At 71.9% G+C, this 25,236-nt stretch carries 22 protein-coding genes and 1 tRNA gene; 10 read left to right on the forward strand and 13 right to left on the reverse strand.

The window, feature by feature from the left end; all coding sequences use genetic code 11:
- Positions 1 to 47: 47 nt before the first annotated feature.
- The gene (locus I5G_RS19230; protein ID WP_022880512.1) at positions 48 to 2,981 is read right to left on the reverse strand and encodes a hypothetical protein; all 2,934 of its coding nucleotides are present in this window, start codon (positions 2,979 to 2,981) and stop codon (positions 48 to 50) included.
- A 312-nt stretch (positions 2,982 to 3,293) separates the two neighbouring features.
- On the opposite strand from I5G_RS19230, the gene I5G_RS19235 reads away from it, so the two are divergent.
- Positions 3,294 to 3,725 (forward strand): MarR family winged helix-turn-helix transcriptional regulator, encoded by a 432-nt coding sequence (locus I5G_RS19235; RefSeq protein WP_022880513.1) that lies wholly within the window; start codon positions 3,294 to 3,296, stop codon positions 3,723 to 3,725.
- A 125-nt stretch (positions 3,726 to 3,850) separates the two neighbouring features.
- On the opposite strand, the gene I5G_RS19240 is transcribed toward I5G_RS19235, so the two are convergent.
- On the reverse strand, positions 3,851 to 5,347 hold the full coding sequence (locus I5G_RS19240) for an L-serine ammonia-lyase, iron-sulfur-dependent, subunit alpha (RefSeq protein ID WP_022880514.1): 1,497 nt from the start codon (positions 5,345 to 5,347) through the stop codon (positions 3,851 to 3,853).
- A gap of 146 nt (positions 5,348 to 5,493) precedes the next feature.
- Here I5G_RS19240 and I5G_RS19245 point away from each other — a divergent pair.
- A tRNA-Arg gene (locus I5G_RS19245) sits at positions 5,494 to 5,566 on the forward strand.
- Between the two features lie 75 nt (positions 5,567 to 5,641).
- Here the strand turns inward: I5G_RS19245 and I5G_RS19250 are convergent.
- Together I5G_RS19250 and I5G_RS19255 are read right to left on the reverse strand one after the other, a co-directional pair.
- Positions 5,642 to 6,010: a hypothetical protein gene (locus tag I5G_RS19250; protein ID WP_022880515.1), complete on the reverse strand. Its 369-nt coding sequence runs from the start codon at positions 6,008 to 6,010 to the stop codon at positions 5,642 to 5,644.
- A gap of 1 nt (position 6,011) precedes the next feature.
- Positions 6,012 to 6,242, reverse strand: a complete 231-nt coding sequence (locus tag I5G_RS19255) for a hypothetical protein (RefSeq protein ID WP_022880516.1) — start codon at positions 6,240 to 6,242, stop codon at positions 6,012 to 6,014.
- Between the two features lie 246 nt (positions 6,243 to 6,488).
- Between I5G_RS19255 and I5G_RS19260 the strand changes: the two genes are divergently transcribed.
- Entirely contained in the window at positions 6,489 to 8,915 is a 2,427-nt protein-coding gene (locus I5G_RS19260) for a hypothetical protein (protein ID WP_187288877.1), read from the forward strand.
- 204 nt (positions 8,916 to 9,119) lie between these two features.
- Here I5G_RS19260 and I5G_RS19265 read toward each other — a convergent pair whose 3' ends face one another.
- The 6 genes from I5G_RS19265 to I5G_RS19290 form a co-directional block, all read right to left on the reverse strand.
- Positions 9,120 to 10,115, reverse strand: a complete 996-nt coding sequence (locus I5G_RS19265; RefSeq protein WP_022880518.1) for a hydroxyacid dehydrogenase — start codon at positions 10,113 to 10,115, stop codon at positions 9,120 to 9,122.
- A complete protein-coding gene (locus I5G_RS23730; RefSeq protein WP_083896715.1) occupies positions 10,112 to 13,336 on the reverse strand; it encodes a glycoside hydrolase family 3 C-terminal domain-containing protein in 3,225 nt (1,074 codons plus the stop codon). The genes I5G_RS19265 and I5G_RS23730 overlap by 4 nt, the downstream gene beginning before the upstream one ends.
- A gap of 152 nt (positions 13,337 to 13,488) precedes the next feature.
- Positions 13,489 to 14,562: a LacI family DNA-binding transcriptional regulator gene (locus tag I5G_RS19275; protein ID WP_022880520.1), complete on the reverse strand. Its 1,074-nt coding sequence runs from the start codon at positions 14,560 to 14,562 to the stop codon at positions 13,489 to 13,491.
- Positions 14,563 to 14,609: 47 nt separating this feature from the next.
- Positions 14,610 to 15,566: a carbohydrate ABC transporter permease gene (locus I5G_RS19280; protein WP_022880521.1), complete on the reverse strand. Its 957-nt coding sequence runs from the start codon at positions 15,564 to 15,566 to the stop codon at positions 14,610 to 14,612.
- Positions 15,559 to 16,506: a carbohydrate ABC transporter permease gene (locus I5G_RS19285; RefSeq protein ID WP_022880522.1), complete on the reverse strand. Its 948-nt coding sequence runs from the start codon at positions 16,504 to 16,506 to the stop codon at positions 15,559 to 15,561. The genes I5G_RS19280 and I5G_RS19285 overlap by 8 nt, the downstream gene beginning before the upstream one ends.
- Positions 16,503 to 17,870 carry an ABC transporter substrate-binding protein gene (locus I5G_RS19290; RefSeq protein ID WP_187288878.1) on the reverse strand — a complete coding sequence of 456 codons (1,368 nt, stop codon included), beginning with the start codon at positions 17,868 to 17,870 and terminating at the stop codon, positions 16,503 to 16,505. The genes I5G_RS19285 and I5G_RS19290 overlap by 4 nt, the downstream gene beginning before the upstream one ends.
- Positions 17,871 to 18,047: 177 nt before the next feature.
- Here I5G_RS19290 and I5G_RS19295 point away from each other — a divergent pair, with 177 nt between their 5' ends.
- The 5 genes from I5G_RS19295 to I5G_RS19315 all read left to right on the forward strand — a co-directional run bounded on the left by I5G_RS19295 (position 18,048) and on the right by I5G_RS19315 (position 21,608).
- Positions 18,048 to 19,025, forward strand: coding sequence for a LacI family DNA-binding transcriptional regulator (locus I5G_RS19295; protein WP_275574429.1), 978 nt, complete (start codon positions 18,048 to 18,050; stop codon positions 19,023 to 19,025).
- Positions 19,022 to 19,936 carry an alpha/beta hydrolase gene (locus I5G_RS19300; RefSeq protein WP_022880525.1) on the forward strand — a complete coding sequence of 305 codons (915 nt, stop codon included), beginning with the start codon at positions 19,022 to 19,024 and terminating at the stop codon, positions 19,934 to 19,936. Before I5G_RS19295 ends, I5G_RS19300 begins: the two co-directional genes overlap by 4 nt.
- Positions 19,937 to 20,062: 126 nt before the next feature.
- The gene (locus tag I5G_RS19305) at positions 20,063 to 20,395 is read left to right on the forward strand and encodes a hypothetical protein (protein WP_022880526.1); all 333 of its coding nucleotides are present in this window, start codon (positions 20,063 to 20,065) and stop codon (positions 20,393 to 20,395) included.
- 143 nt (positions 20,396 to 20,538) lie between these two features.
- Entirely contained in the window at positions 20,539 to 21,159 is a 621-nt protein-coding gene (locus I5G_RS19310) for a DUF433 domain-containing protein (RefSeq protein WP_022880527.1), read from the forward strand.
- A 140-nt stretch (positions 21,160 to 21,299) separates the two neighbouring features.
- Complete coding sequence (locus I5G_RS19315) at positions 21,300 to 21,608, forward strand: hypothetical protein (RefSeq protein ID WP_022880528.1); 309 nt, start codon at positions 21,300 to 21,302, stop codon at positions 21,606 to 21,608.
- 55 nt (positions 21,609 to 21,663) lie between these two features.
- Here I5G_RS19315 and I5G_RS19320 read toward each other — a convergent pair whose 3' ends face one another.
- Genes I5G_RS19320 through I5G_RS19330 form a run of 3 tightly spaced genes read right to left on the reverse strand, consistent with a single transcriptional unit; the run spans position 21,664 to position 23,922 of the window.
- Positions 21,664 to 22,782 carry an NAD(P)-binding domain-containing protein gene (locus tag I5G_RS19320; RefSeq protein WP_022880529.1) on the reverse strand — a complete coding sequence of 373 codons (1,119 nt, stop codon included), beginning with the start codon at positions 22,780 to 22,782 and terminating at the stop codon, positions 21,664 to 21,666.
- Positions 22,783 to 22,830: 48 nt separating this feature from the next.
- Positions 22,831 to 23,445 carry a hypothetical protein gene (locus tag I5G_RS19325; protein WP_022880530.1) on the reverse strand — a complete coding sequence of 205 codons (615 nt, stop codon included), beginning with the start codon at positions 23,443 to 23,445 and terminating at the stop codon, positions 22,831 to 22,833.
- A 48-nt stretch (positions 23,446 to 23,493) separates the two neighbouring features.
- Entirely contained in the window at positions 23,494 to 23,922 is a 429-nt protein-coding gene (locus I5G_RS19330; protein WP_022880531.1) for a YdeI/OmpD-associated family protein, read from the reverse strand.
- A 353-nt stretch (positions 23,923 to 24,275) separates the two neighbouring features.
- On the opposite strand from I5G_RS19330, the gene I5G_RS19335 reads away from it, so the two are divergent.
- The gene (locus I5G_RS19335; protein WP_022880532.1) at positions 24,276 to 24,683 is read left to right on the forward strand and encodes a DUF4383 domain-containing protein; all 408 of its coding nucleotides are present in this window, start codon (positions 24,276 to 24,278) and stop codon (positions 24,681 to 24,683) included.
- 2 nt (positions 24,684 to 24,685) lie between these two features.
- Positions 24,686 to 25,207, forward strand: coding sequence for a hypothetical protein (locus I5G_RS23735; protein WP_022880533.1), 522 nt, complete (start codon positions 24,686 to 24,688; stop codon positions 25,205 to 25,207).
- Positions 25,208 to 25,236: the final 29 nt, after the last annotated feature.

Raw genomic sequence — 25,236 nt, forward strand, 5'->3', positions numbered from 1 at the left:
CGAGGCTCCCGCGACGAGGTGCGGGCGGAGGAGCCGTCGACCCAGCCTCATTGCGCGGCCTCCCCGGGCGCGATGTCGCGGCGGACCCCGACGGCGAAGGTGACCCCGGCGGCGGCGGCGACGAAGCCGGCACCGAGGACGATGGCGACCCTCGGGTCGACGCTCACGGCGATCGTCACCGGCTTCGGGAGCGCACTCGTGACCATCGCCGGCAGCAGCGTCGCCGCGGTGAGGGCGGCGGCGAACGCGCCGACGACGAGACCGCCCGAGACACCCGCCGTCGCTTCACCGACCCGGAGACGGCGGCGGGCGGTGGCATCCAGCCCCGCCGCGCGCAGGGAGGCGGCCTCGGTCCGGCGCGAGCGCCGCGCGGCCTCGGCGGCCGCAGCGAGTCCGGCGAGCGCGAGCACCGCCCCTCCGGCCGCACCGCACCACAGCATCACGACGGCCGTCGAGAGGACGCCCCGCCCGTCGTCGGCTGCGGTCCCGCCGAGCCGCGCACCGTCCGGGAGGACGGCGGTGAGGTCGTCGGGGGTCGCCCCCGGAGCCGGGGCGAGCCACGCGTCGTCGGTCGCGGGGAGGTCCGCGCTCACCGTCAATCGGCTCGCGACGACGACCGTCGCGTCGAGGAAGACGGCCGAATCCGACGGGGCGCCGGGGATCGCGGGGACCACCGCGGCGATGCGGACCGCGGAGGATCGACCGCCGGGCGTCAGGGTGAGCGGGAGGGTGTCGCCCTCGGCGACGCCGGCGGACTCCGCGAAGCTCCGCGACACCACGGCCGGTGGCGGGGACCCCTGCGGGACGAAGCGCACCCGCGTCGTCGTGGCGTCGACCGTCGCCACCGGCGGTCCGGGATCGGCCTGCAGCGCGAGCGCGTCGCCGCTGACATCGACCGGGAGGACGAGCGAGCCGAGGTCGACGAGAGCCCCGTCGACGGACACCGAGGCGATCGAGACCTGCCCGCCGGCATCCCCGGTTCCGCGGAGCGCCACCTCCACGGCGACCAGCCGCCACGCCCCGCCGACCGCCGTCGAGACCGCCGGCACGGAGAACCCTCCGTCGGGGTCGGGCTCCACCGCCACCGTCCGGGCCCAGGCGTCCTCGAGCACCAGCGCGGCAGCGGACGCGGTCGTGCCGCGCGCCTCCAGCGCGACGCGCACGCCCCGGGCTCCCTCGGGCAGGAGCGGCCCCGGAGCGTCGCCCTGGGCGGCATCCACGAGTCGTCCGATCTGCTCGATCGCGGGATCGCCGAGCGCGGCGACCGCCGCGGGAGCGGCCAGCGTCACCGTCGCGGGACGGGCGGCGATCGACGTGTTCTCGTTCCAGACAGGGGCGACGCCCTCGATGACGGGGGCCGCCGCGAGCCGGGCGAGGGTGTCGGACGTGAGGTCCGGGGCATCGGTCGCGACGCGATACGGCGTCCCCTCCTGGGCGGCGAGCGCGGACCCGTAAGCGTGCTCCCAGGTGCTGTGGTACGCCGCCGCGATGCCCAGCTGACCCACCGCCGCGCCGACGAGGATCGCGGCGGCGATCGCGGCCACCGGCTGCCGTGCGGTGCGCGTCGCCCAGAGCATCCGGCCCACGCCGCCGCGCCGCGCGAGCCTCTCCCAGCCGCGGCGCGATGCGACCACGGGCACGACGACGAGGATCCCGACGAGCGCGAGCAGCACCGCCGCCGGCGCCACGACGGCGATCGGATCGGGCGCGGTCCCTCGGCCGAGCCCCGAGGCGGACCCGAGGGAGAGCAGGCGGGCGGCGGAGAATCCGGCGAAGAGGACGAAGACGGATGCCACGACCCCGACCGTCCACGGGCGAGATGCGACGCCGGGCCGGCCCACGCTCTGCAGCGCGCGGACGTCGGCGGCGGCGAGCACGACGACGAACAGCGCCGGAGCGAGACCGCCCGCCAGCAGGATGACCCCCGCCGGCGCGAGGAGCGGCAGGGGCTCGGGCGAGAGGGCGAGGACCGCCGCGACGCCGAGGGCGGCCCCGATCACACCCGGCGCCAGCCACCGCGCCGCCTCCCCGACGACGATGCGGAGCGCCGGGGCGCCCCGCGCCCAGCGCAGGCGTCGTTCCGCCGCCGTCGCGCCGACGACGAGGACCGCGAACAGGACGATCACGGCGATGGCGGTGAGCAACGCCGACGCGAGCGCGACGGGTTCGGTGGCATCGAGGACGGTGGCGCGCGCCGACGCGATCTGCGCGGTCGGGAGGAGACGCCCGGTCGTGACGACATCGTCCGTGGACACGCCCGCCGAGGCCACGGCATCCGGAAGCCCCTGAGCGGCGCGCACCACGGCGGCGAGCGTCGCGAGGTCCAGGCCGTCGGGGCGGGGATGCAGCGTCCAGTGCAGGCGCCGGTCGGCTCCCTGCGCGTCGGCGACGGCGTCGAGCGTCTCCGGCGCCACGAGGATCGGCCCCGAGCCGCCGCTGCGGGCGAACTCGTCGCGCACCCCGAACCAGCGGTCGGCGGCGTCGGTGGACGCGCGCCAGACGCCGACGACGGTGACGACCCGCGACCCGAGGTCGATGGTGTCGCCCACGCCGACGCCCCACCGCTCGGCCAGGGACGCCGGGATCGCCGCGTCGTCCGCACCGACCGGCCATCGCCCCGCGACGAGGGGGAGTTCGTCGGCGCCGCCGAGATCCGCGGCGAGATACGCCCGGTGGTCAGCGGCATCCACGAGTCCGGCGGTTTCGGTGACCGCGAGTTCGACGGAGGCGCGCGCCGGGAACGTCTGCTCGATGACCGCGCGGACCGCGGCGTCCTGCCCCCGCGGGTCGGCGGCGCGGGGCAGCGAGAGGTCGAACCCGGTGTCCTGCCCGGACCGCGCGGCGATCAGGCTCCGCGCGCCCGCATCGGCCGCCCCCGCGGCGAGCGCCGGCATCGCCAGCGTCAGCGCGGTCGCGAGGGCGACCACGATGGCCACCGCGACGCCGAAAGCGGCACGCGGAGCGGAGAGAGGAAAACGCACGAAGCCCCCATCGGCGGTCGTTGTCGCGACCCTACCCCGCCCTCGGCATCCGTCCTTCCTACAGTTTCCGAACGCACCGGTGGCCTCCGGACGCGCATCACGAAAAGGTCACGGAAACCTCTTCCCTTCCGTTACCTCACCGTTATAGAGTCATCGCACGGTAACCGTTTTGCTGTGGCGGTTACCACATGTGATTGCAGGACACTCTGGTGCAGAGGGCCGGTCGGATGCCGCTTCGACCGGCCCTTCCTGTATTCACCGACATGGACGTGGCACCGCCCCCGCCGGGTCGGGACGCCCTACCCTGAGTGCATGACCGATCGTCGCCTCGCCGTCCAGGCCTGGGAGAGCCTGTTCCGTGCGCAGCACGAGGTCTTCGAGGATCTGCGCACCGACTTCGAGTGCTCCGAGCTCTCGCAGGCCGAGTACGACGTGCTCCTCACCGTGACCCGCCGCCGCGGCATGACCGCGCGCCTGCGCGATGTGACGGCGAACATGCTGATCAGTCAGCCGAGCGTCTCACGCCTCGTCGACCGCATGGTCGCGAAGGGGCTGCTGACGAAGTGCTCGGACCCCGAGGACGGCCGCGGCTCGCTCGTCACCGCGACCGAGGCCGGCGCGGTGGCGTTCCGTCGCCTCGCCGCCGCACACGCGACGTCGATCGCCGACCGCATGGCGCGCCTCGACGACGCCGAGCTCGCGCAGCTCGAGGCGCTGACGGCGAAGCTCCGCGACGAGCGCTGACGCGCCGGGCCCCCCGACCCCGCACGCCGAGTGCCCACGATCCGTGCGAGCGCCCACGTTCGGGTCGACCGGATCGTGAGCGCTCGACCGGATCGTGAGCGCTCGAGCGCAGCCGCGGCCGCGCCTCAGCACTCGATGACGTTCACCGCGAGGCCGCCCTCGCTCGTCTCCTTGTACTTGGTCGACATGTCGATGCCGGTCTGCCGCATCGTCTCGACCACGGTGTCGAGCGAGACGTAGTGCGTGCCGTCGCCGCGCAGCGCGAGGCGGGCCGCCGTCACGGCGGTCGACGCCGCGATCGCGTTCCGCTCGATGCACGGGATCTGCACGAGACCGCCGACCGGGTCGCACGTGAGCCCGAGGTGGTGCTCCATCGCGATCTCGGCAGCGTTCTCGATCTGCCGGTTCGTTCCGCCCATGACGGCCGTCAGCCCGCCCGCGGCCATGGCGCACGCGGAACCGACCTCGGCTTGGCATCCGCCCTCCGCTCCGGAGATCGAGGCGTTGTTCTTGAACAGCGACCCGAGGGCCGCGGCCGTCAGGAGGAAGCGACGGATGCCACGGCGCCGGTTCGCCTCGGCGACCTGCGCGTCGTCCCACCCGGCGGCTTCCGCGGGGGTCGCGGCGTGGCCGTGGAAACCGAGCAGCGCGCTGCCGACGAGCTCACCGTGCGGCGTGACGGCGTTGCCGACGCCGAGTCCCGAGTCGGCGAGGAACCGCCACCAGTACATCGCGACGGCGGGAAGGATGCCGGCCGCCCCGTTCGTGGGGGCGGTGACGACGCGCCCGCCCGCGGCGTTCTCCTCGTTCACGGCCAGCGCGAACGCCCCGAGCCACTCCCCCGGGAGCTCACGGTGCCCCTCGGCTTTGATCTCCTCGAGCTGCGCGCGGATGACCGACGCGCGCCGCTTCACCTTCAGGATGCCGGGCAGCACCCCGTCGTGGCTCAGTCCGGCGTTCACGCAGGAGGCCATGGCATCCCAGATCCGGTCGAGTCCCTCTGCGATCTCCTCGTCGGACCGCAGCGCCTCCTCGTTCCGGCGCGCGGCCTCGGCGATCGTGATGCCGTGCTCGTCGCACAGCGCGAGGAGCGTCGCAGCGTCGGTGTACGGGAACGGCACGGGGGCAGCGGCGACCCGCGGTGCCTCGCCCTCGCGCCGGATGAACCCACCGCCGACGGAGTAGTACGTCTCCTCGACCAGGACCGCGCCGTCCGCGGCCCGCGCGGCGAGCGTCATCGCGTTCGGGTGACCCGGCAGGCGCGTGCGCGGCGCCAGCACGATGTCGTCTCTCGAGAACGGGATGCCATGACTCCCGGCGAGCGCGAGCGTCTGCCCGTCGGGCCAGTCCGACCACGCCCGGCGCACGGCATCCGGATCCACCGTCTCGGGTTCGAGCCCCTGGAGGCCCGCGACCACGGCATCCGGGGTGCCGTGCCCGATCCCGGTCGCGCCGAGCGACCCGTACAGGGCGCAGGAGATGGATGCCACGTGCTCGAGCGCTCGGGTGGAGCGCAGGCGTGCGGCGAATTCTGCGGCGGCCCTCATGGGGCCGACCGTGTGGGAGCTCGAGGGTCCTACACCGATGGAGAACAGCTCGAACGCCGAGACGTAGGCGCTCATCCGTCCAGCGTACGTCGCGCGCGCGTCACCGTCCGGACACTCGCGCGCCACGCCCGGGATGCCCTGCCGTCGGCGCCGATTAGACCTCTGCACCGATCCCGTCTATGCTTGACCACGGCCTGCGCGCCGTTTCGCGCGGAGGCCCTGCGCCCGTAGCTCAATGGATAGAGCATCTGACTACGGATCAGAAGGTTAGGGGTTCGAGTCCCTTCGGGCGCACACTGTGTTGAGACAGTGAGGAAGCCCCGGCCGTGAGGAAACTCCGGCCGGGGCTTTCTGCCTGTCTCGGCGACGTCAGAGATGCGCGCGAAGGTGCTCGCTGAAGGCCCTCAGGGTCGGGTACGCCGGAGCCTGCCACGGGGACACCGGGATGAAGTAGATCGTGTCCCGCGTGCGCAGCACATTGTCGATGCGGAACCGGACGAGCGTTCCTCCCTCGGCGGCGGGCGTGACCCAGACGGAGAACTCGGCGTGGGTCACGCGGATCCAGTTCTTCGCGACACCGTCGATGCGATCGGAACCCGACCTGCTCAGCGTGAGCTTCTCCCCGCCGGCGCTGGCGAACTCGGCTGCGTCGTCGACGATCCGAGCGACATCGTCGACAGCGCGCGCCGTCGTGGTCTCGAACTGGATCGCCGCGATCTTCTCGTCGATCGCGGCCACGTCAGTCGCGCCCCGCGTTGCGCTCAGCGATCCGGCGCTCGGCCTCGGCTCGCTTGAAAGCGGTGGTCTGTCGCTGCCCGATGTACGCGAGGATTCCGCCGACGACGAGGAGACCCAGGAGCAGCGGGAGGTCGCTGGGATAGAACCCGACGACCGCGCCCCAGATCAGGCCGATGACGACGAGGAGACCTCCCACTGCCGTGAGCAGGTAACCGGAGACGGGCGACTTCATGGCGATCCTTTCGCGGGGAGGCGTGCACCGAAACGGTCGTCCGAGGGCCCCCCACCTCAGTGTGTTCGCGACGCTAATGCGCTCTCGCCGTCGCGGCGATGGGGCACATTCCCCATCGCCGTCCCGCCGCCCGGGTCTCCCCCGCACCTCGGATGCACTCTTGACCCGCGCGGCGTGTTCGCGCTAGTTTGCGCAACAAATCCCTATTGTTTCTGCGACTAAGGACTTGATGTGACAGAGCCGTCCATGCCCCTTCCCCGTCGTGCCTTCTCGCGGCGATCCATGCTGCTCGGGTCGCTCGTCGGCGCCGCCGCCGCCGGCGCCGCGCTCGGTGGGGGTCTCACCCGCCCCGCCGTGGGCACCGTTCCCGCCGCCACCGGGCTGATCGACCCGGCGTTGGCCGGCGTTCACCCGCGCCTCATCCTCGGCACCCGGGTGTCGCTCACCGAGCTGGCGCGTCGGGCCGCCGCGCCCGCCTACGCCCCGTTCGTCACCACCCTCCTCAACTACGCCAACGGCCGCGCCGCCCTGCCGACGATCACCGGCAACGGCGACGACAATCAGTGGCAGTCGGTGTACTGGGCCCTCCCCGAGCTGGCGATGGCGTACCTCATCACCGGAAACTCGACCTACTCGACCAAGCTCCGGAACTGGACGCTCTACGTCTGCGACCCGGCCACACGGCCCCAGTGGGGCGGCGAGAACGGCGGCTCGATGGGCAATGCCGCCGGCCTCATCGGCGTGTCCGTCGCGTACGACTGGTGCTATGACCTGTTCTCGCCGACCGAACGCGCCACGATCCGCGACAAGCTCGCGCTGCAGGCCGATCGCCTGATCGAACAGTTCGGCAACACCTCGGTCGCGACGGATGCCTACTGGAAGAACGACCCGCAGCCGAACCACCGCCACTTCCGCGTCGACGGGATCACGTCGGCCGCCGCAGCGATCTACGGCGACGGCGCGGCCGACACCGGCGAGAGCGACGACTTCCGCCTCGAGTTCGCGCGCTCCCAGCTGCGTCACGTCCTGAACTGGATCTCGCCCGACGGGTCGCAGCACGAGAGCATCACGTACGCGGTCTACGGCAACGAGCACATCATCCGTGCCGTCGACGTCTTCGACGGCATCGGCGGGGGCGACCTGTGGGCCGAGCCGGAGCTGCCGGGCATGGGCTCGTTCAAGGTCGACATGTCCCTGCCGGGCTTCCCGGCCCAGTTCTGGTACGGCGACACCGACGGCAGCCAGTACTACTTCAACCCGTTCCTGTGGCGAATCGCGGGCAAGTACGGCGACGGGGAACTGCAGGACTTCCTGCACCGGCTCTACACATCGGGCACCGCGGGGGCGACGTCCTTCTTCTACAACGCGTGGAACATGCTGTGGTTCGACGACTCCCTCGCCGCCACGGGCCTCGACGACCGCCCGACCACACGGCTGTACAGCGACCTCGGGATCGTGGCATCCCGGTCCGGATGGGCGAGCACGGACGTCTCGCTGCACGTGAAGGCCGGAGTCATGGGCGGTCGGCGCCTGAACCAGTGGCGCGACCGACTCGGCCCCAACGCCACGTACATCAACGTCGGCCACGACCACCCCGACGGCGGGCACTTCAGCATGTCGTTCGGCGGGGCTGTCTTCGGCGCGTACGCCCCGTACGGCGCGTACCTGACGAAGCAGACGAACGCGATCGTCGCGGGCTCCGACGTCGGGCAGGCCGGCGAACGCGCGACCGGATTCACACAGCCGTACACCGATATGCGCGACCGCGCGTCGATCCCCGCGGTGAGCAGCCTCGGGGCCGACACGATCATCGCGGCCGACGTCACCGGGCTGTACGCCTCGCCGAGCACGTCGGGAATCACCCGCGCGCGCCGCACGATCGCGTTCCTCGACCGCCAGGCCGCGATCGTGCTCGACGACGTGACGGCCGGGACCGCGAAGGACATCCACTCGCTCTTCCACAGCAAGGGCACGGTCACGGACGTCACCGGCGGGTCGGACATCGCGCAGACCATCGGCTCGAGCACGGTGACAGCGCGGTACCTGCAGTCGTCGCCCGACAGCGGCGCCACGTTCTCGCACGCGGCCAACACGCTGGCCGTCCTCGGCACGACGTGGCGGTCGACGGTCCCGTCGACGTCGGCGGCGCACTTCGCCGCGGCGCTCGTGCCGCAGCGGTCCGCGGCCGACGCCGCCACGCTCACCTCGGCCACGGCGACCGGGCAGCTGAGCGCCGACCTCACCCGTCCGGGGCGGATCGACACCCTCGCCGTCGCCACGACCACCGACGGCCGCGGCACCCTCACGGTGCCGGGAGCCCAGGCGGACGCCCGCGCGCTCGTCGTCCGCCGCCCCTCCACCTCGGCAGACCCCAGCGTCGCGACCGTCGTGGATGCCGCTTCCGCCGTCGTCGCGGGAGTCAGCGTGGCCGTGCAGGGCGGGCGTCGGAACCTCCGCCTCACGGTCGAGACGAGCGACCTCCGGATCGCGCTCGTCGGGGTGCTGCCGGACGACCTGCCGGGGGCCGACCTCGTGCTCGGGCAGCTCACGCCCGGCGCGATCGACGTCACGGTCGACGGGACGGTCCGTCACCTCACGGTGGGCGGCGACGGGAAGGTCACGGTCACGCTCACGCCGGCCGACCCGCACGAGGTCCTCGTCCCGCTCCCCTGACTCCACGGACCGGAACTCCCGCCCGCGCCGAACCGGGGGTGCGCGGGCGGGAGTTCCTCCGTGTGCGGACGGATGCCACGGGCCGAGCGCGCCGCGCAGCGATAAGCGCGATCCGCGGCGGGAAACGCGTCGTCGCGCCGTTTCCCCGCGCCGATCGCGTTTATCGGTGAAGGGGGTGGGGCCGGGGCGGGCGGCGCAGCCGGGTCAGGCCAGCGTCGGCAGCAGGCCCGGATCGACCGCCCCGGTGAGGGGCTGGCCGGCGCGGTAGCGCTGCACCTCCTCGAGGATGAACGCCCCCATCTCCCCGATCTCGCTGCCCTGCACGCCCGCGGCGTGCGGTGTGCACACGACGTTCGGGAGGCTGAGCAGGACGTCGCCCGGCTCCAGCGGCTCGGGTTCCGTCACGTCGAGGACGGCATCCAGTCGCCCGCTGAGGCATTCGGCGCGAAGAGCATCGTGGTCGACGAGGGCACCGCGCGCGGTGTTGATGAGCGTCGCTCCGTCGGGCAGCAACGCGAGGCGCCGCGCGTCGATCATGCCGCGCGTGGCGGGGAGGCTCGGCGCGTGGAGCGTGAGGATGTCGCTGTGCGCGCAGAGCTCGTCGAGCTCGAGCTGTCGCGCCCCGAGCGCCTGCACCAGCGCGGGATCGACGACCGGGTCGTACACGGCGACGTCCCAGCCGTCGGCGACGAGCCGCTGGATCACGCCGCGGCCGATCGCGGACGCCCCCACGACGCCGATCCGCAGACCGAAGCGACCGCGGCGACCGCGCACGGCGGGGAACCCGGCGACGCGGTACTCCTGGGCGAGCGGCAGCGCCCGGTGAGCGCTCAGCATCACCATCGCGACCGTGTAGTCGATGACCGGTGCCGCCCCGACCCGCACGGCCGAGGTGACGTCGAGCCCCGCGCGCCACGCGGCCTCCCCCACGACGCTCTTCACCGAGCCGGCCGCGTGGAACACCCCGCGCAGCCGCGGCGCCCGGGCGAGCAGGGCCTCGTCGACGTGGACGGCACCCCAGCTCGTGATGAGGAGTTCGGCGTCGGGCAGGTGCTCGGCGACGGGGTCGTCGAGGGAGTGCAGGGGCCGTTCGTCGAGCAGGTCGACGGTGCGGTGGAGGGCGGCCTGCAGGCGCGGGGGGAACACCTCCGGGACGACGTTCTCCCACATCGACAGCAGGACCCGAGGGCGCCGGCTCACGCGCCGGCCCCCGTCACGACGCTGCCGAGCGCGGTGCGCACGGTGGGCTGCACGCGCCCGGTCCAGCGGAGGTCCTCGGCCGAGAAGCCGAGCGACACCGTGAAGTCCCCGGGTTCCGTCATCCATCCGGCATCAGCGGACCAGTGCGCGAACGCGCGCGGAGGGATCTCGATGCGGACCGTGCTGCGCACCCCCGCGTCCGCCTCGACCGTGGCGAACGCCGCGAGCCACAGCGGCGGTCGCTGCACGTCGGATTCTCCGCGGGACAGGTACGCCTGGAGCACGTGCCGCCCGCGGCGGCGTCCGGTGTTGGTGAGGTCCGCCACGAGGAACAGACGGTCGCGGACCTCCTCCGCGCGCACGGCGCCGAGCGCCCACGCCGTGTACCCGAGTCCGTGCCCGAACGGGTAGGCGGGGGCCGCGTCCGCGGTCGCCCACGCGCGGTAGCCGATGTTCAGACCCTCCCGGTAGCTCAGGATGCCATCGCGCGGGACCACGTCCGAGACGGGAGAGTCCTCGAGGCGCGCGGGCCACGTGGTGGGCAGGCGACCGCCGGGCTCCTCGCGGCCGAGGAGGACGTCCGCGAGCGCGGTGCCCAGCTCCTGTCCGCCGAACCACGTCAGCAGCACCGCCGCCGCTTCGTGACGCCACGGCGTCTCCACCGGCGCGCCCGCCGCCACGACGACGACCGTGCGCGGGTTGGCCGCGAGGGTCGCGGCGACGAGGGCGTCCTGCTCGGGCGGCAGCTTCAGGTCGGTGCGGTCGTGCCCCTCGGACTCTCCCCCGGGGGGGGTGCCCACGCACACGATCGCGACGTCGGCGTCCCGCGCCGCGGCGACCGCCGCCTCGAGCGCGGACGCTGGATCGACCGCGTACGCGCGGCCGAGTCGCACATCGAGGATGCGCAGCGGCAGATCCTCCGGCGCCTCCGCCGAGACACGGACGCGGATCGCCTGCCCTGCGACCGCGTCGACCACGGCACCGAGCGGGTCGGCGTGCGCGATGTGCGCCCCCTCGACGCGTGCGCCACCGGCCGCGGCGGCCACGGGCACACCGTCGATCGTGAGCGTGCCCGCGGCCGGGACGTCGATCCCCAGACGCAACGGCCCCGATCGCGACGGCACGACGTCGAACTCGATCTCCAGCGCCCGCGCGGCGTCGGGCAGATCGCCCAGCCAGATGACGCGCGCTGTCGACCGTCGTTCGTCCGACAGCACCGCGCCGTCCCCGTCGAACAGTCGCGCGCGCACGGCTCCGGCGGTCCCGTCGGGAGCACGCAGCTCGTCCGCCTCGAACGGCTCCACCCGGTCGGGCACGGTCCCGTCGACGACGGTGAGATGGATGCCGGCCTCCCCCGCGAGCGCCTCGGCGGGTGTCGACACGCGCACGGGGAACACCTCGGAGCTCCCGCCGCCCTGCACCCGCGGACGCGTCGCGCCCGGCCCGAGAAGAGCCACGCGCAGCGGCGCGTCAGGAGTCACGGCGAGGGGAAGGATGCCGTCGTTCTGCAGCAGCACGGCGCCGCGGGTCAGCACGGTGCGGGCCAGGATGTCGGGATCGAGCGGCGAGAGCCGCGGCCGGAGTCCGCCACCGAGCGCACCCGTGCGCTCGGCGAGACGCAGGATGCGCCGCACCTTCTCATCGATGAGCGCCTCGGGCACCTCACCCGCCTCCACCGCGGCGCGCAGCGCGTCGCCCCACGCGCCGCGCGGGCCCGGCATCTCGAGGTGCTGCCCCGCCGCGGCGGCCGCCACCGACCGCACCGCCGACCAGTCGGAGACGACCACGCCGTCGAAGCCCCACGCCGTCACGAGCGGGTCGTCGAGGAGACGGTTCTCGCTCATCGTGACCCCGTCGACAGCGTTGTAAGCGCTCATGATCGCCCCCGCGCCCGCCTCCAGGGCGACGCGGAACGGCTCCAGGTACAGCTCGTGGAGCGTGCGCTCATCGGCATCCACGGAGACCGTCATGCGCTCGGTCTCGGAGTCCCCCAGGACGTAGTGCTTGGGGCACGCGACCACCCCGCCGTCCTGCAGCCCGCGGACGTAGCCGGCGGCGATCTCGCCCGACAGCACCGGGTCCTCGGAGAACGACTCGAACGTGCGGCCGCCGAGCGGGCTGCGGTGCAAGTTCACGGTGGGGCCGAGCACGACGTCGACGCCGTGGCGCACCGCCTCCTCCGCCAGGGCGTTTCCCGCGTCGCGGGCGAGCGCGGGATCCCACGTCGCCGCGAGCGCACCCGCGGACGGGAACACGACCGACGGCTGGCGCTCGTCCATCGTCGGGCCGCGCACCCCGACGGGCCCGTCCGACAGGACGAGGGGCCGCAGGCCGATCCGCGGGACCGCGGCGGTGGACCAGAAGTCGCGGCCCGTGACGAGCGCGATCTTCTCGTCGAGCGTCAGGGCGGCGAGCGCCCCCTCGACACCGACGACCGGCATCCGCTCGGGCACGGGATGCGCGTCCAGCCACGAGGTCGCCGCCGCGAGCGCGTCGCGCAGGGACGGGAGCTCGGGATGCCACCGCCGCTCCCACTCGAGGCTGAGGTGACCGTCGTATCCGCGCGCGTCGAGCTGCAGCAGGATCTCCTCGAGCGGGATGCCACCGTGGCCGGGCAGCACGGGGCGTCCGTCACCGCGCCCGACGACGTCCTTCACCTGCACGTGCCGCAGCCACGGTGCGAGGAGCGCGACGGTCGTGGAGACGGGCTCCCCCGCGACCCACGGGTGCGCGATGTCCCAGATCGCGCCGACGTGCTCGTCGTCGACGGCGTCGAGGACCCGCGCCACGGCGAGGCCGGTCGGGTGCGAGTCGTGGGTCTCGAGCCAGACGTCCACGCCGGTCTCGCGCGCGACGCTGCTCGCCGCGCGGAGGCGCCGCACCAGGACGGCATCGTCCTCGCCGCCCGGGAACACGCGGATCGCCGGGAAGCCGAGGTCGCGGGCGAGGGAGGCTTCCGCGCGGACGTGCGCGAGCACGTCGGCATCCGTGGCGGTGGGGTCGGCGACGTTGACGTAGGTGGCGAGGCACACCCGATCGACCTCGGCGAGGACGGCGCGGGCGTCCGCGCGCTGCGCGGCGGAGAGGTGGACGTTCACGGCACGGTCCTCGGCGGAGCCGACCTCGACGCCGGTCCACCCGGACTCCATCGCGACCGCGACCACCTCGACGAGGGAGGCCTCGGTCATCCCGAGCGTGGAGAAAGCGCGTCGTCGCATCATCGAGGACTCCTTCGGCAGTCGGCGAGACAGCAACAATGCTGCGCTCGCGTAGCAACATTACAGAAACAAGTTGCGAACGCAAGCGCGGACAGGCCACGAAACGGCAACGAGCCCCGCCGGGACGGCGGGGCTCGTTGCCTGCGAGAGGGGTGTCAGCGGCGCGGGGCGGCCACCGAATCGCGCACGACGACGTGCGTACCGAGCTCGACGACCGAGCCGGCGTGGCCGGGGAGCGGCTTCTCGACGGCGAGGCGCGCGGCCTCCCACCCGAGGTCGAACACCGGCAGGTGCACCGTGGTGAGCGGCGGGTGGAGACGTTGCGCGACGCGGTCGTCGTCGTACCCGACCACCGACATGTCCTCGGGCACCGACAACCCGGCATCCGTCAGCGCACGCACCACGTCGAGGGCGTGGAAGTCGCTGTTGGCCACGATCGCCGTCACGTCGGGATGCTCACGCAGCAGCGCCACCGTGTGGGCGTACGCCTGGTCGGGCGCGGGGCTGCGACGCGACCGCCGCGGCGACGGGTCGGTGTAGACGGCGGCCGGATCCAGGCCGTGGGCGGCGAGCGCGGCGCGCATACCGGCGATACGCCCCTCCGTCGTGGAGTACTCCTCGATGCCGCCGACCCACGCCACGCGCGTGTGGCCGCGCGAGAGCAGGTGACTGGTGATCGCGAACGCCCCGCCGGAGTTGTCGTAGCCCGCCGCGAGCGCGCGATCCGCGGGGATCGGACCCGGGCGGGCGCACATCACCAGACGCGCGTCGATCTCCTCGAGCATCGTCGCGTAGTCGCCCAACCGGTCGGCGTAGTCGGCCGAAGCGTAGACGCCGCCGACGAACACCACGGCATCCAGTTCTCGTTGACGGGCGACGAGGCGGACGATGTCGCGTTCGCGATCCACGTCCCCCTCGGTCGGGAAGATCATGCTGATGCGCCCGTGCTCGACGGCCGCGGCGTCGATGCCGCCCAGCACCCCCGAGACCAGCGACGAGCGCACGTCGGGGACGATGACGCCGATGGTCCGCGTTGCCTCGCGCCGACGGGCCCGGGCCTCGGAGTATCCGAGTTCGCGCATCGCGGCGACCACGCGCCCGCGGGTCGCCTCGGCGATCGGGTACGTCCCCGACAGCACGCGGGATGCCGTCGACACCGACACCCCGGCCAGTGCCGCGACCTCGCGGAGATTCGCCCGGCGGACACCCGTGTCGTCCGGCGCACTCATCGAGTCTCGCGCTCCATACCTCCGAAGATAGCTCAGGGCCGTCTCCGTCAGCCCTTGATGCCGTTGGCGAGACCGACCGACCGCAGGAACTGCCGCTGGAAGATCAGGAACAGCCCGATCGGGACGACCATCGACAGGAACAGCGCCGCCATCATGACCGAGTACTCCAGCGCGGGCTCGATCCGGGGCAGGGCGACCGAGATCGGCTGCACCCCCGGGTCCTGCAGGACGAGCAGCGGCCACAGGTACTCCTTGTACGCCGCGACAGCGCTGAGCAGCGCCAGCACCGACAGGATCGGGCGCGACAGCGGGATGACCAGAGACCACAGCACCCGCACGGGACCGGCGCCGTCGATGCGCGCCGCCTCGATGAGTTCGCGCGGGATGGAGTCGAAGAAGCGCTTGGCGAGCACGAGCGAGAAGGCGCTCGCCCCGGCCGGGAGCCAGATCGCCCACATCGTGTTGAGGAGGCTGATCCCCAGGCCCGGGAGGTCGAGCACCGTCAGGTAGAGCGGCACGAGCGAGACGATCCCGGGGATGAACAGCGTCGCGAGGACCGCCCAGTAGACGACGTTGCCCCACCGCGGGCGGAGGATCGACAGCGTGTAGGCGCCGGTCACGCAGACGAACAGGGTGACGGCCGCGCTGCCGAGCGCCATCAAGAGCGTGTTGAGCAGGTAGCGCCAGATCCCGAGGTCGTTCCACACCGCGGCGTAGTTCGACCAGTCGAAGACCGAGGGGATCAGCGTCAGGGGGTCGGTCACGAGTTCCGTGGTCGTGGAGACGGATGCCTTGGCCAACCACACCAGCGGAAGCACCGCCGCCACGATCAGGCCGATCAGGACGAGCGCCTGGACGATCCGCAGCGTCCACCGTACGACGGGGCGACGGCGGTCGCCCCACGAGGAGACCGAGCGCGGGACCTCTTCGGGCTCCTCCCGGCGCAGGCGGCGTCGCGACGACGGCGCCGCGGGAGGCTGGGTGAGGGTATAGGTGTCAGTCATTGTCGTTGAGCCTCCGCGTCGCGAACTGGTACACGATCGACACGATCGCCAGGACCACGGCGAGCATCACGCTGAGCGCGGCCGCCGCTCCGTAGTTCGAGTTCACGAACCCGTACTGGTAGATGAGCATCAGGATCGAGATCGAGGCGTTGTTCGGGCCGCCGCCGGTGAGGAGCTTCGGTTCGTTGAACACCTGCATGGTCCCGATGAGCTGCAGGAGGATGAGGACGAGGATGACGCCGCGGATCTGCGGCAGCGTCACGTGCCACACGCGGCTCCAGACGCCCGCACCGTCGAGTTCGGCCGCCTCATAGAGGTCGGGACGGACGCCGCCGAGCGCGGCGAGGTAGATGATGACCGACGTGCCGGCGCCCGCCCACGTCGCCGTGAGCACCATCGACGGGATGACGAGCTGCTCCGAGTCCAACCACGCGAAGGGGCCGAGTCCCACCGTCCCCAGCAGCGAGTTCAATAGCCCGCTGGGGCCGGGCATGTACAGCACCTTCCACAGCAGGATCGCCACGACCGGGGGGATGACGACGGGGAGATACGCGAGCGCACTGTAGAGGCCCTTCCAGCGACGCAGCTCCGACATCACGACTGCGAGCGCGAGCGGCAGCGGCGCGCCGATGAGCAACCCGATCGCGGTGAAGAGGACCGTGTTGAGGATCGCGCGCGGCAGCACGGGATCCGTCAGCACGTACTCGAAGTTCGTCAGGCCCACCCACTTGCTGGTGAGGAAGTTCGTCTTCTGGAACGACAGGACGAGACCGCGCACGATCGGACCCCACGAGAAGTAGGCGAAGACGAGCACGAGGGGCGCGCCGAAGGCGATGGACCACAGTCCCCCGCCGCGCACCCAGCGCTGCACACGCGGGAGGAGGCCCCCGCGCGCCTGGCGCGCGGGGACCCCGACCGGTACCGAGAGGACTCGAGTCACTGCGAGATGATCCGTTCGAGACGGGAAGCGGCATCCTTGACGAGCGGCTCGATCGGCGCCGAGGGATCGCTCATCACCGCCTGCACGGTCGACGCCAGGTCGGCGTAGACCTCTTGCGCCCGCGTCGCCGGCTCCGGGATCAGCGGGATCTTCGTGAGCGAGTCGGTGTAGCTCGTGAAGTGCGACGCGTCGACGTTCGTGTCGTCCGCGATCCAGTCGCGGTACTGCTTGTACGCGTCGGCACTGAGCGGCGACAGGCCGGGGAGGCCGACGATGCCGCCGTCCTTTACGAGCGCCTGGGCGTTCGCGACCGCTGTGTCCTTGCTGGTGAACTTGCCGAAGTAGTAGAAGTCGACCCACTTCGCCGCCGCGAGCAGCTGCTCGGGCGTCGACTTCGGGTTGGCCATCTGCACGTTGCCGCCGAGGGGGGTGCCCGACCCGGCCGCGTCTCCCTGCGGGAGGTGCGAGGCGCCGATGACCGACAGATCCATGTCGTAGACGTTGTTGAGCCACTCGTACGAGGCCACGGGGGCCACGAACATGCCGGCCCGGCCGGCGGCGAACTCCTGCATGATCGTCTTGAGGTCCATGATCACCGACGACCCCATGGTCTTGTCGGCCGAGAACATGTCTCGCAGACTCTGGAGCGCCGCGATCGACGCCGGGTTGTCGATCGTGACCTGGTCGCCCGCCTCGTTCTCGATCGTGCCGCCGCGCGAATAGACCGACGCGGTGTAGATCCAGCCCGCCTGGCCTTCCTGCGTGATCTGCAGGTAGCCGGGGTTGCCCGTCGCCTTGGTGATGGCCTTCGCCGCGGTGCGGACCTCGTCCCAGGTGGCCGGCGGCTTGTCGGGGTCGAGACCGGCCTTTTTGAACAGGTCGCGGTTGTACATGAGGGCGACGGTGTCGACCGTGGTCGGGATGCCATAGGTCTTGCCGTCGGCCTGCGCGGGCTTCAGCGTGTCGGGGTTCAGCCGGTCCAGCATGCCGAGCTGATTCACGACGTCGGTGAGGTCGGCGACTTGACCATTCTCGATGACCTGCTGCGTATTGGTGAACGGCACCGACATGACGGTGGGCATCGTGCCACCCGCGACGAGCGCGGAGAACGACCCGTTGTCCCAGCGGGTCTCGCTGGGCTCCACGGTGATGTTGGGGTTGGCCTTCTCGAAGGCATCGACGGAGTCGAGGAAGTTCTTCCGCGCCGCCTCGGCTTTGGTGCTGGGGAGGTCACCGACGGTGATGGTGACGCTCGCGCTGGGATCGATGGTCGGTTGCTGCTGCGCGCCGGCGCACCCCGTGGCGGACACGGCGAGCGCGCCCACGACGATCGCGCCGAGACCGACGCGGGTACGGAGATTCATCATTGAAACCTCGAGCTCTCTCTAGTGCTGGATCGGATCTTCGGATCGCGACGCTGCGATGCTAGTTGAAATATTTCAATTCGTGCAAGGATGAACATACGAGATTCGCACGAGCCACAATGGATCCCAGCCACCAAGGAAGGAGGGCGAGCGATGGCAGACCAGGACTTTCCGTCGATGCACGACGTAGCCCGCGTCGCAGGCGTATCGATCGGGACGGTTTCCAACGTCTTGAACAAACCTGAAATCGTGGCCCCGCCGACGCTGCGTCGCGTGCGATCGGCGATCGACGAGCTCGGGTGGCGCCCGACCGGGCGCGGTCGGCGCGCCCCTGCGGGTCCCGACCTCGTCGGCGTCGTGCTCGCGGGCGCGGAACCGCACCGGGCGGCGCTCCTGGATGGCATCCGTCGCCGCCTGGCCGTCGGCGGCGCGCACCCGCTCCTGACCTTCCCCACCGACGAGCCCACCGGGCTCGACGATGCCGTGCGCGCCCTCGAGCGGGCCGGCGTCCGCAGCGTCCTGCTCGAGCTGACCGCCGGCGCCGAACCCGTCGCCGTCCAGGCCGCGGAGCGCGGCGTGGCGGTCGCCGTGATCGGCTCCCCCGCGACCTCCGAACTGAGCTCCGTCGCCGCCGACCACGAGGCCGCCGTCGCCCTCGCGGTCGCGCACGCCCTCGACAGCGGGCACCGGCGGATCGTCCTGGTCCACCCGCCGCACGACCGGGCCGGCGCCGAGCTGCGGCGCACAGCCGCGCGGGACGCGGTGCGCGCGGCCGGGTTCGACCCGGCCGAGGTGCTCGCGGAGCACGACGCCCTGGGTCACGACAGCGCCGCCGGGCGCGCGGCGGTGGAGTTCCTCGGGGAGCGCGGGATGAGCTTCGACGCGATCATCCTGCCCGACGACCGCACCGCCGCGGGAGCCTGGCGACGACTGGCCGAGGACGGCGACGCGAACGGCGGGCGACGCGCGCTGGTGATCGCAGGTCACGACTCGGACGTGACCGAAGCCCTCGGCATCCCGGCCATCCGGACACCGCTCACGGCAATCGGCTACCAGGGCGCCGACATCCTCCTCGCCGAGCGCAAGGACCCCCGCCGCGCCCGCGTGCGCCAGGTCTTCCCCGTGGAACTCGTCGCCCGGGAGCCCCGCTCATGAGCCTGGATGCCGTCATGGCCCACGCCCTGCGCGACGTCCTCGACTGGGACGACTACGCCGTCGCCGTCGCCGAGCTGACCTCCGCCTACGTTCCGCGGTCGGTCGACGTGTCCGAGCACTCCGCCCCGGGTCCGCTCGGACCCGTGCGCGTCCGCGTCTACCGTCCGCTCGACGCCCCGACCGATGCACCGGGACTGCTGTGGGTGCACGGCGGCGGCTTCACCGCCGGCGACATCGACATGGCCGAGTCCGACGTCGTGGCGCGCGAGCTCGTCGCCCGGGCGGGCGCGGTCGTCGCGAGCGTCGACTACCGTCTCGCCGGCCCCGCGACGCGGTTCCCCGCCCCGCTCGACGACGTCGAGTCGGCGTGGACCTGGCTCACCGAACGGGCGCGGGAGTTCGGCATCCATCCGGCGCGTCTGAGCCTCGGCGGGTGCTCCGCGGGCGGCAACCTCGCCGCCGCGACGGCCTCCCGACTCGTCGACCGGGGTGGTCCGCAGCCCGCCGCTCTGGTGCTGGGGTACCCGCTCCTCCACTTCCCCGTCCCCGGTGTCGAGATCGACGGGGTCGACGACCTGCCCGACATCCTGCGCTTCGGCCTCGCGCAGAACATCGACGTGATGCGCGCGTACGTCGGCCGCATCGACGACCTTCCCGCGGATGCCGTGCCGGGAAGCGGGCATCCCGCAGGCTTCCCTGCCACGCTCCTCGCGCTCAGCGAGATCGACGAACTGCGGGGCTCCGGTGAGCTCTTCGCGGTGCAACTGCGCGACGCCGGCGTTCCCGTGCGCGTGGAGGTCGCCGCGGGGATGCCGCACGGGCACCTCAACATCCCGCCCGTCGCCACCCTGCCCGAGGTCGCGCGCACGCTCGACGCGATCGCGCGCGTGCTCGCCGCAACGGGGTCGTAGGCGCCGGCGCCGGGAGCGGCGACTTTTGGCCGATTCGCGCAAAAGGGGACTTTGGTCCCTCCCCCGCCCCGCTGCATCCGGGTAGCTTCTCGGTCACACTCACACGGGTCAGCAAAGGGGCTCCCGATGTTCGGTTTCACTCGCACCACGCCAGAGATCACGTGGAAGTCCATCGAGGGCGACTTCCTGCTCGGTGCCTGTTCGCGCCGCATCTTCGGGTACGCCACGCGAGGAGCACAGGGCTCGTGGTCCGCCTTCGACGACGAGGCCCGCCCCCTCGGAGTCTTCGCGGATCTCGCCGCAACGAAGTCGGCGCTGTGGCGGGCGCACCGCGAGGGTCACGACGCGGTGTGCGCCGCTCCCGAGACCCGGCCGCGTCGCGGGGAGCGGACCGGGGCGACGCGGACCTCCGACCCGGAACGATCGCGCACCGCGGCCGCGCGGCTGACGTCCTGGTAGGCGACTCTGGCCCAGAGAGATTTTTGTCGACCCCTGAGGTCACCGGCGACCGGGATGTCATTCATCCACACGGCACGCTACGCTCCCCCGCCCGACGGCAGGCCTGTGCCATACTCAAGCGACGATTCGGGAGGTGGGGCGAGATGTCGTTCTCCATCGAGCTTGCCGCCACATTGTCAGGAGCATCGGTAGGGCAGCTTCGCCGGTGGCGCGCGACCGACCTCCTGCGACCCGAGATCCACGACGCCCGGCCGGCCGTATATTCCTTCCGCGACGTCGTAGCCCTCCGGTCGTTCGTCCGCCTGCGCAACGATGTGTCCTTGCAGCGGATTCGGAAGGCCCTCGGCAATCTGCCGAACATCGAAGACCTCACGGAGCATCCCGGGTCGTACACCTTCGGCACCGACGGCGCGACCATCGCTGTCCTCACGGAGGATGGCCCCGTCGACCTCGTGAAGAATCCGGGACAGTCGATCGTGGCGACACTTGCCGACGTTTTCGAGCCGTTCACGACGACACAAGGCCGACAAGTACCGGATTTTCTTCGGCCACGTCGGCATCTCTCCATCGACGCGCGCCGCGCAGGCGGTCTCCCCACCATCTCGGGTACGCGACTGCCCTACGAGAACGTCGCGGCCCTCGTCCGAACGGGAGAGGTTCCGCACGACCAAGTGGAGCGCTTCTACCCTGGTGTGACGCCCGACGCGGTCGAAGACGCGGTCGAGTTCGACCTGTCGGTGCGGAGCCAGCTCAGGACAGCATGAGGTTCTTCCTCGACGAGAATTTCCCGCCGCTGGTTGCGGACGCGCTCGTCGCGGTGTAAGGCCTCGATCATCAGTTCTTCTCCGCGTATTCACATCGCGCGCGGTACGTCTCCGTCCTCGATGGCGAACTCATCTCACTCGTGGGTGACGATGGCTATGACGCCATCGTGACGTTCGACCGACAGCAGATGAAGAATCACGCCGAGCGAAAGGCCGTGTTCGACGCCGACTTGCACTGGATCGGGCTGCGGATGAACGCCCCCGAGGGGCCGGGCGGCATCGCGTGGCTCTCCTCATCGATGCTCGCGGCCCTCCCCCATCTGTTGGATCACCGCGCTGAGGAACCACAGGTGTTCCGACTGAAGGGTGCACCGAATCAGCAGACACAAGTGATGACGACCACGCCCGTCTGGAACACGCAACTGGACCGGATCTACGGGACCACCTGATCTTCGCGACTTCGCTCGCAGGGAGTCCACACGGCCGTCAGAACGCCACCCCGTCTCAGGTCGCGCGGGCCGGGAGCAGGCGCTTCCGCAGGACGCGGACCGCCTCGCGACCGGCGCGGTTGGCGCCCACCGTCGACTGCGAGGGACCGAACCCGATCAGGTGCACGCGCGGCTCCTCGGCGACCTGCGTCCCGGTCATCCGGATGCCGCCCCGCGCGTTCCGAAGGTGGAGCGGGTCGAGGTGGTGGAGGTCCGCCCGGAAACCCGTCGCCCAGAGGATCGCGTCGACCGCCGTGAACGAGCCGTCCGCCTCCCGCACACCGTCCGGTTCGATCGCGGTGAACATCGGACGACGCACGAGAGCACCGCGCTCCCGCGCCGCCACCGCGTACGGCAGCCAGGACAGTCCCGTGTAGGAGACGACGCTGCCGGAGGGATTCCCGGCCTCGACGTCCGCGACCACCTTCGCGATGACGTCCCGCCCCGTCTCCGGGGTGAATTCGCCCTCCCAGAACACGGGCTCTTGCCGCGTGTACCAGAACACCGTCGCCACGCGGGAGATCTCCTCCAGGAGCTGCACCGCCGAGATGCCGCCGCCCACGATCGCCACGCGGAGCCCGGCGAACTCGTCGAGCGAGACGTAGTCGCGCGTGTGCAGCTGCCGACCGCGGAAGGTGTCCTGCCCGGGGTACCGCGGGAGCACCGGGTTGTTCCACGTGCCGGTCGCGTTGATCACCGCGCGCGTCTCCCACACCCCCGCGCTCGACTCCACGAGCAGGTCGCCGTCGGGGGCCGCATCCGCGAACCGCACCGCGGTCACCGTGACCGGGCGCAGGATCGGCGGCCGCAGGTGCGCTTCGTAAGCCGCGAAGTAGGCGGGCACCGCGTCCCGGCTCGACGCGGTCGCGTCGATCGGCGGCTTCGGGAAACCGGGCAGGTCGAAGATCCCGTTGACCGTCGACATCGTCAGCGATTCCCACCGATGCCGCCACGCGCCGCCCGGCTCGGGCTCGGCATCCAGGACCACGAACGACTGTGCGTCGATGTCACGCGAGGGGTCCAGGGCACTCACGAAGCCGGACCGGGCCAGGTGGTAGGCGGCCGAGAGCCCCGCCTGCCCCGCGCCGATGACCACGACGCTCGCCCGACGCCGATCACCCGCGGAATTCGTCACCCTCGATTATCGGCACCGATCGCCCCGGGGCGGTGCGGCTGGGAGCCGTCAGGCAGAGGGCGACTTCTTCTTCTTGGGCGCCGGGGTTTCCGAATCGTCGCCCCTGGCCGCGGCCTGCTCCTTCGCCCGCTTCTTCGCCTGCGAGGCGAGACGCGCGAGATCGACCATCCGCAGCGCATCCATGCGCGCGCGCCGCATCGTGGCGTAGTCGGGGTCGGCATCCGCCGTCATCCCCTCGACGTCCAGCCGCTGCGACAGGTTCGCCTCGACGTCCCCCCACGCGGCCTCGCGCGCCGCGGCGACCAGGATGCCGACGCGCTCGGGGTCGGCGGCGAACTCGCGCAGCTCCTTCGCGACGCCGCGGGACTGGCGGGCGCGTCGGCGCAGGTTGCGTGTGTCGCGGTCCCGGTAGTCGTGGGTGCCCGAAGAGTCGGAGAACCGCCCCCATGCGCGCTTGCGCTGCGCCGTCACGCGGTCGGCGGCCTGATCCTGCTCCTCCGCGAGGGCGCGCAGCGTTTCGCGGGCGAAGTCCGCGAACACCTCGCCGTCGAACTGCCCCCCGCGCGCGATCGTCTCGACGAGGATGCGGTTGCGTACGGTGAGCCGCGCCGCGGCCGTCGCGATCGACAGCCCCTCGGCGATGGCATCCTTCGTCCGGCCCACGCGACCTCCCTCTCCAGGCTATCGGTCGCGCCGCGCGAGCGACCCCGCTCAGACCAGGGCGGCGACGATCTTGTGGATGCGACGGGCCCGCGTCTCGGCCGCCTTCGCCTCCGCCACACTGCCGGCGTGCGCCTTCCGGGTGCTGGGGGCGAGCGCATCGAACGCGGCGCGGACACCCGCCTCGTCGAGGGCGGCGGCGAGGTCCTCGGGAAGCTCGACCGTGCGCTCGGTGGTGTCGAGGGTCAGCTCCACGGTGATCGGGTCACCGCCCGCGAGTCCCGTGGCCTTGCGCTTGTCCGCCGAGAACGGGATGAGCTGCCGCCCGCCCATCACCGCGAGCGTGCTGGTGTACACGTACCCGTTGACGGTGACGGTGACCGAGGCGCGTTTGCCGCCGCCCAGCCCCTCGACGACCTCGGGCGGCACCTCGATGCCGGTGTTGTTGCCCATCTGGAACAGCGTCGTCTCGAACCTCATGCGGTGAGTGTGCCAGAGACACGAGTAGGGGAACAGCGCCGGATCCGCAATCCCCCCGACACGCCCCGTTCGCCTCCGTAGGGTCGGATTCGTTGCGGAGGGCCTCGGAGAGTACTCGGGGGCCTTCTGTCGTATCCGGGGGCGGATGCCGGGGGCCGAGGTCACGGCGGATGGGGGCATCGTCGGCTCGACCGATGGCATCCAGCCGGGTCCACATCATCGTGCGGCGGCGCGCGCTCGCGTCCTACAGCATCGCCTCGCGTGCTGCAAAGCCCAATCCGAAACACCCAGTGTCTCCGAAGATGTGTGGAAGGCGGCCGAGTGGTCGCTGCTAGAACTCTGGGAGGTTCATCATGAGCTCGTCACCGAACCGCATCGTCGCCACCGTCTTCGGTGCCGTCTACCTGCTCGTCGGTCTGCTCGGGTTCGCCGTCACCGGCGGCGTCGGATTCATCAGCAACGAAGGTGGCCTGCTGCTGGGCATCTTCGAGGTCAACCCGCTGCACAACATCGCGCACCTCCTGATCGGTGCCGCGCTGCTGGTCGCCGGTCTCGCCAACGCGCGTGCTGCCAAGGGCGTCAACACCACCGTCGGTGCGGTCTACCTGCTCCTCGGTATCGTCGGCTTCTTCCTCACGGGTCCGGCCAACATCCTCGCGCTCAACGTGCCCGACCACTTCCTGCACCTCGCCAGCGCCGTCGTGCTCCTCGGTGTCGGCCTCGGCGCCGAGCGCAACATCCCGCGCACCGCGGCGGTCTGACCGTGAACGCCGCGACCTTCGTCCGGTCGTGGCCCTCCGTGTCCGCATGGGGGGCCGGGCTCATCCTCGCTGCCCTCGGTGCGGGCGCGATCGTGGGACCGAGCTCCGGGGCCGCCTCGCGCGGCCTCGGAGCGGGTCTGGTCGTCCTCGGGGTCGGCGCGCTGGTCTGGGGCGGCGCCGTCCTCGCCCTCGGCCGGCTCATCGCTCCCCGGACGACGCTGGTGGGCGTCCTCGCCGGCATCGTGCTGGCCGCCGCCCTCATGTTCGTGCTGCCCGCGCACACGAGCGTCATCGCGGTCGCCGCGGCCGCACTCCTCCTCATCGTCGTGGGCGCCTCGGTCGCCGGGCGGGTGCGGCGAGCCGACACGGCCCCGCGCACCGCGCAGCCGATGAGCGTCATCGGGCTGCTGCTCGCCGCGTCGATCATCGCGGTCGTCGTCACCCCCGCCCTCGGCGCGACGCAGGATGCCGTGCTCATCCGCGACGACGGAACCGTTCCGGTCATCACCCACGAGGGCCACTGATCCGGCCCTCGCGTGATCCGGCCCTCCGC

The organism is Microbacterium sp. B19, from assembly GCF_000333395.1.
Classification (GTDB): domain Bacteria; phylum Actinomycetota; class Actinomycetes; order Actinomycetales; family Microbacteriaceae; genus Microbacterium.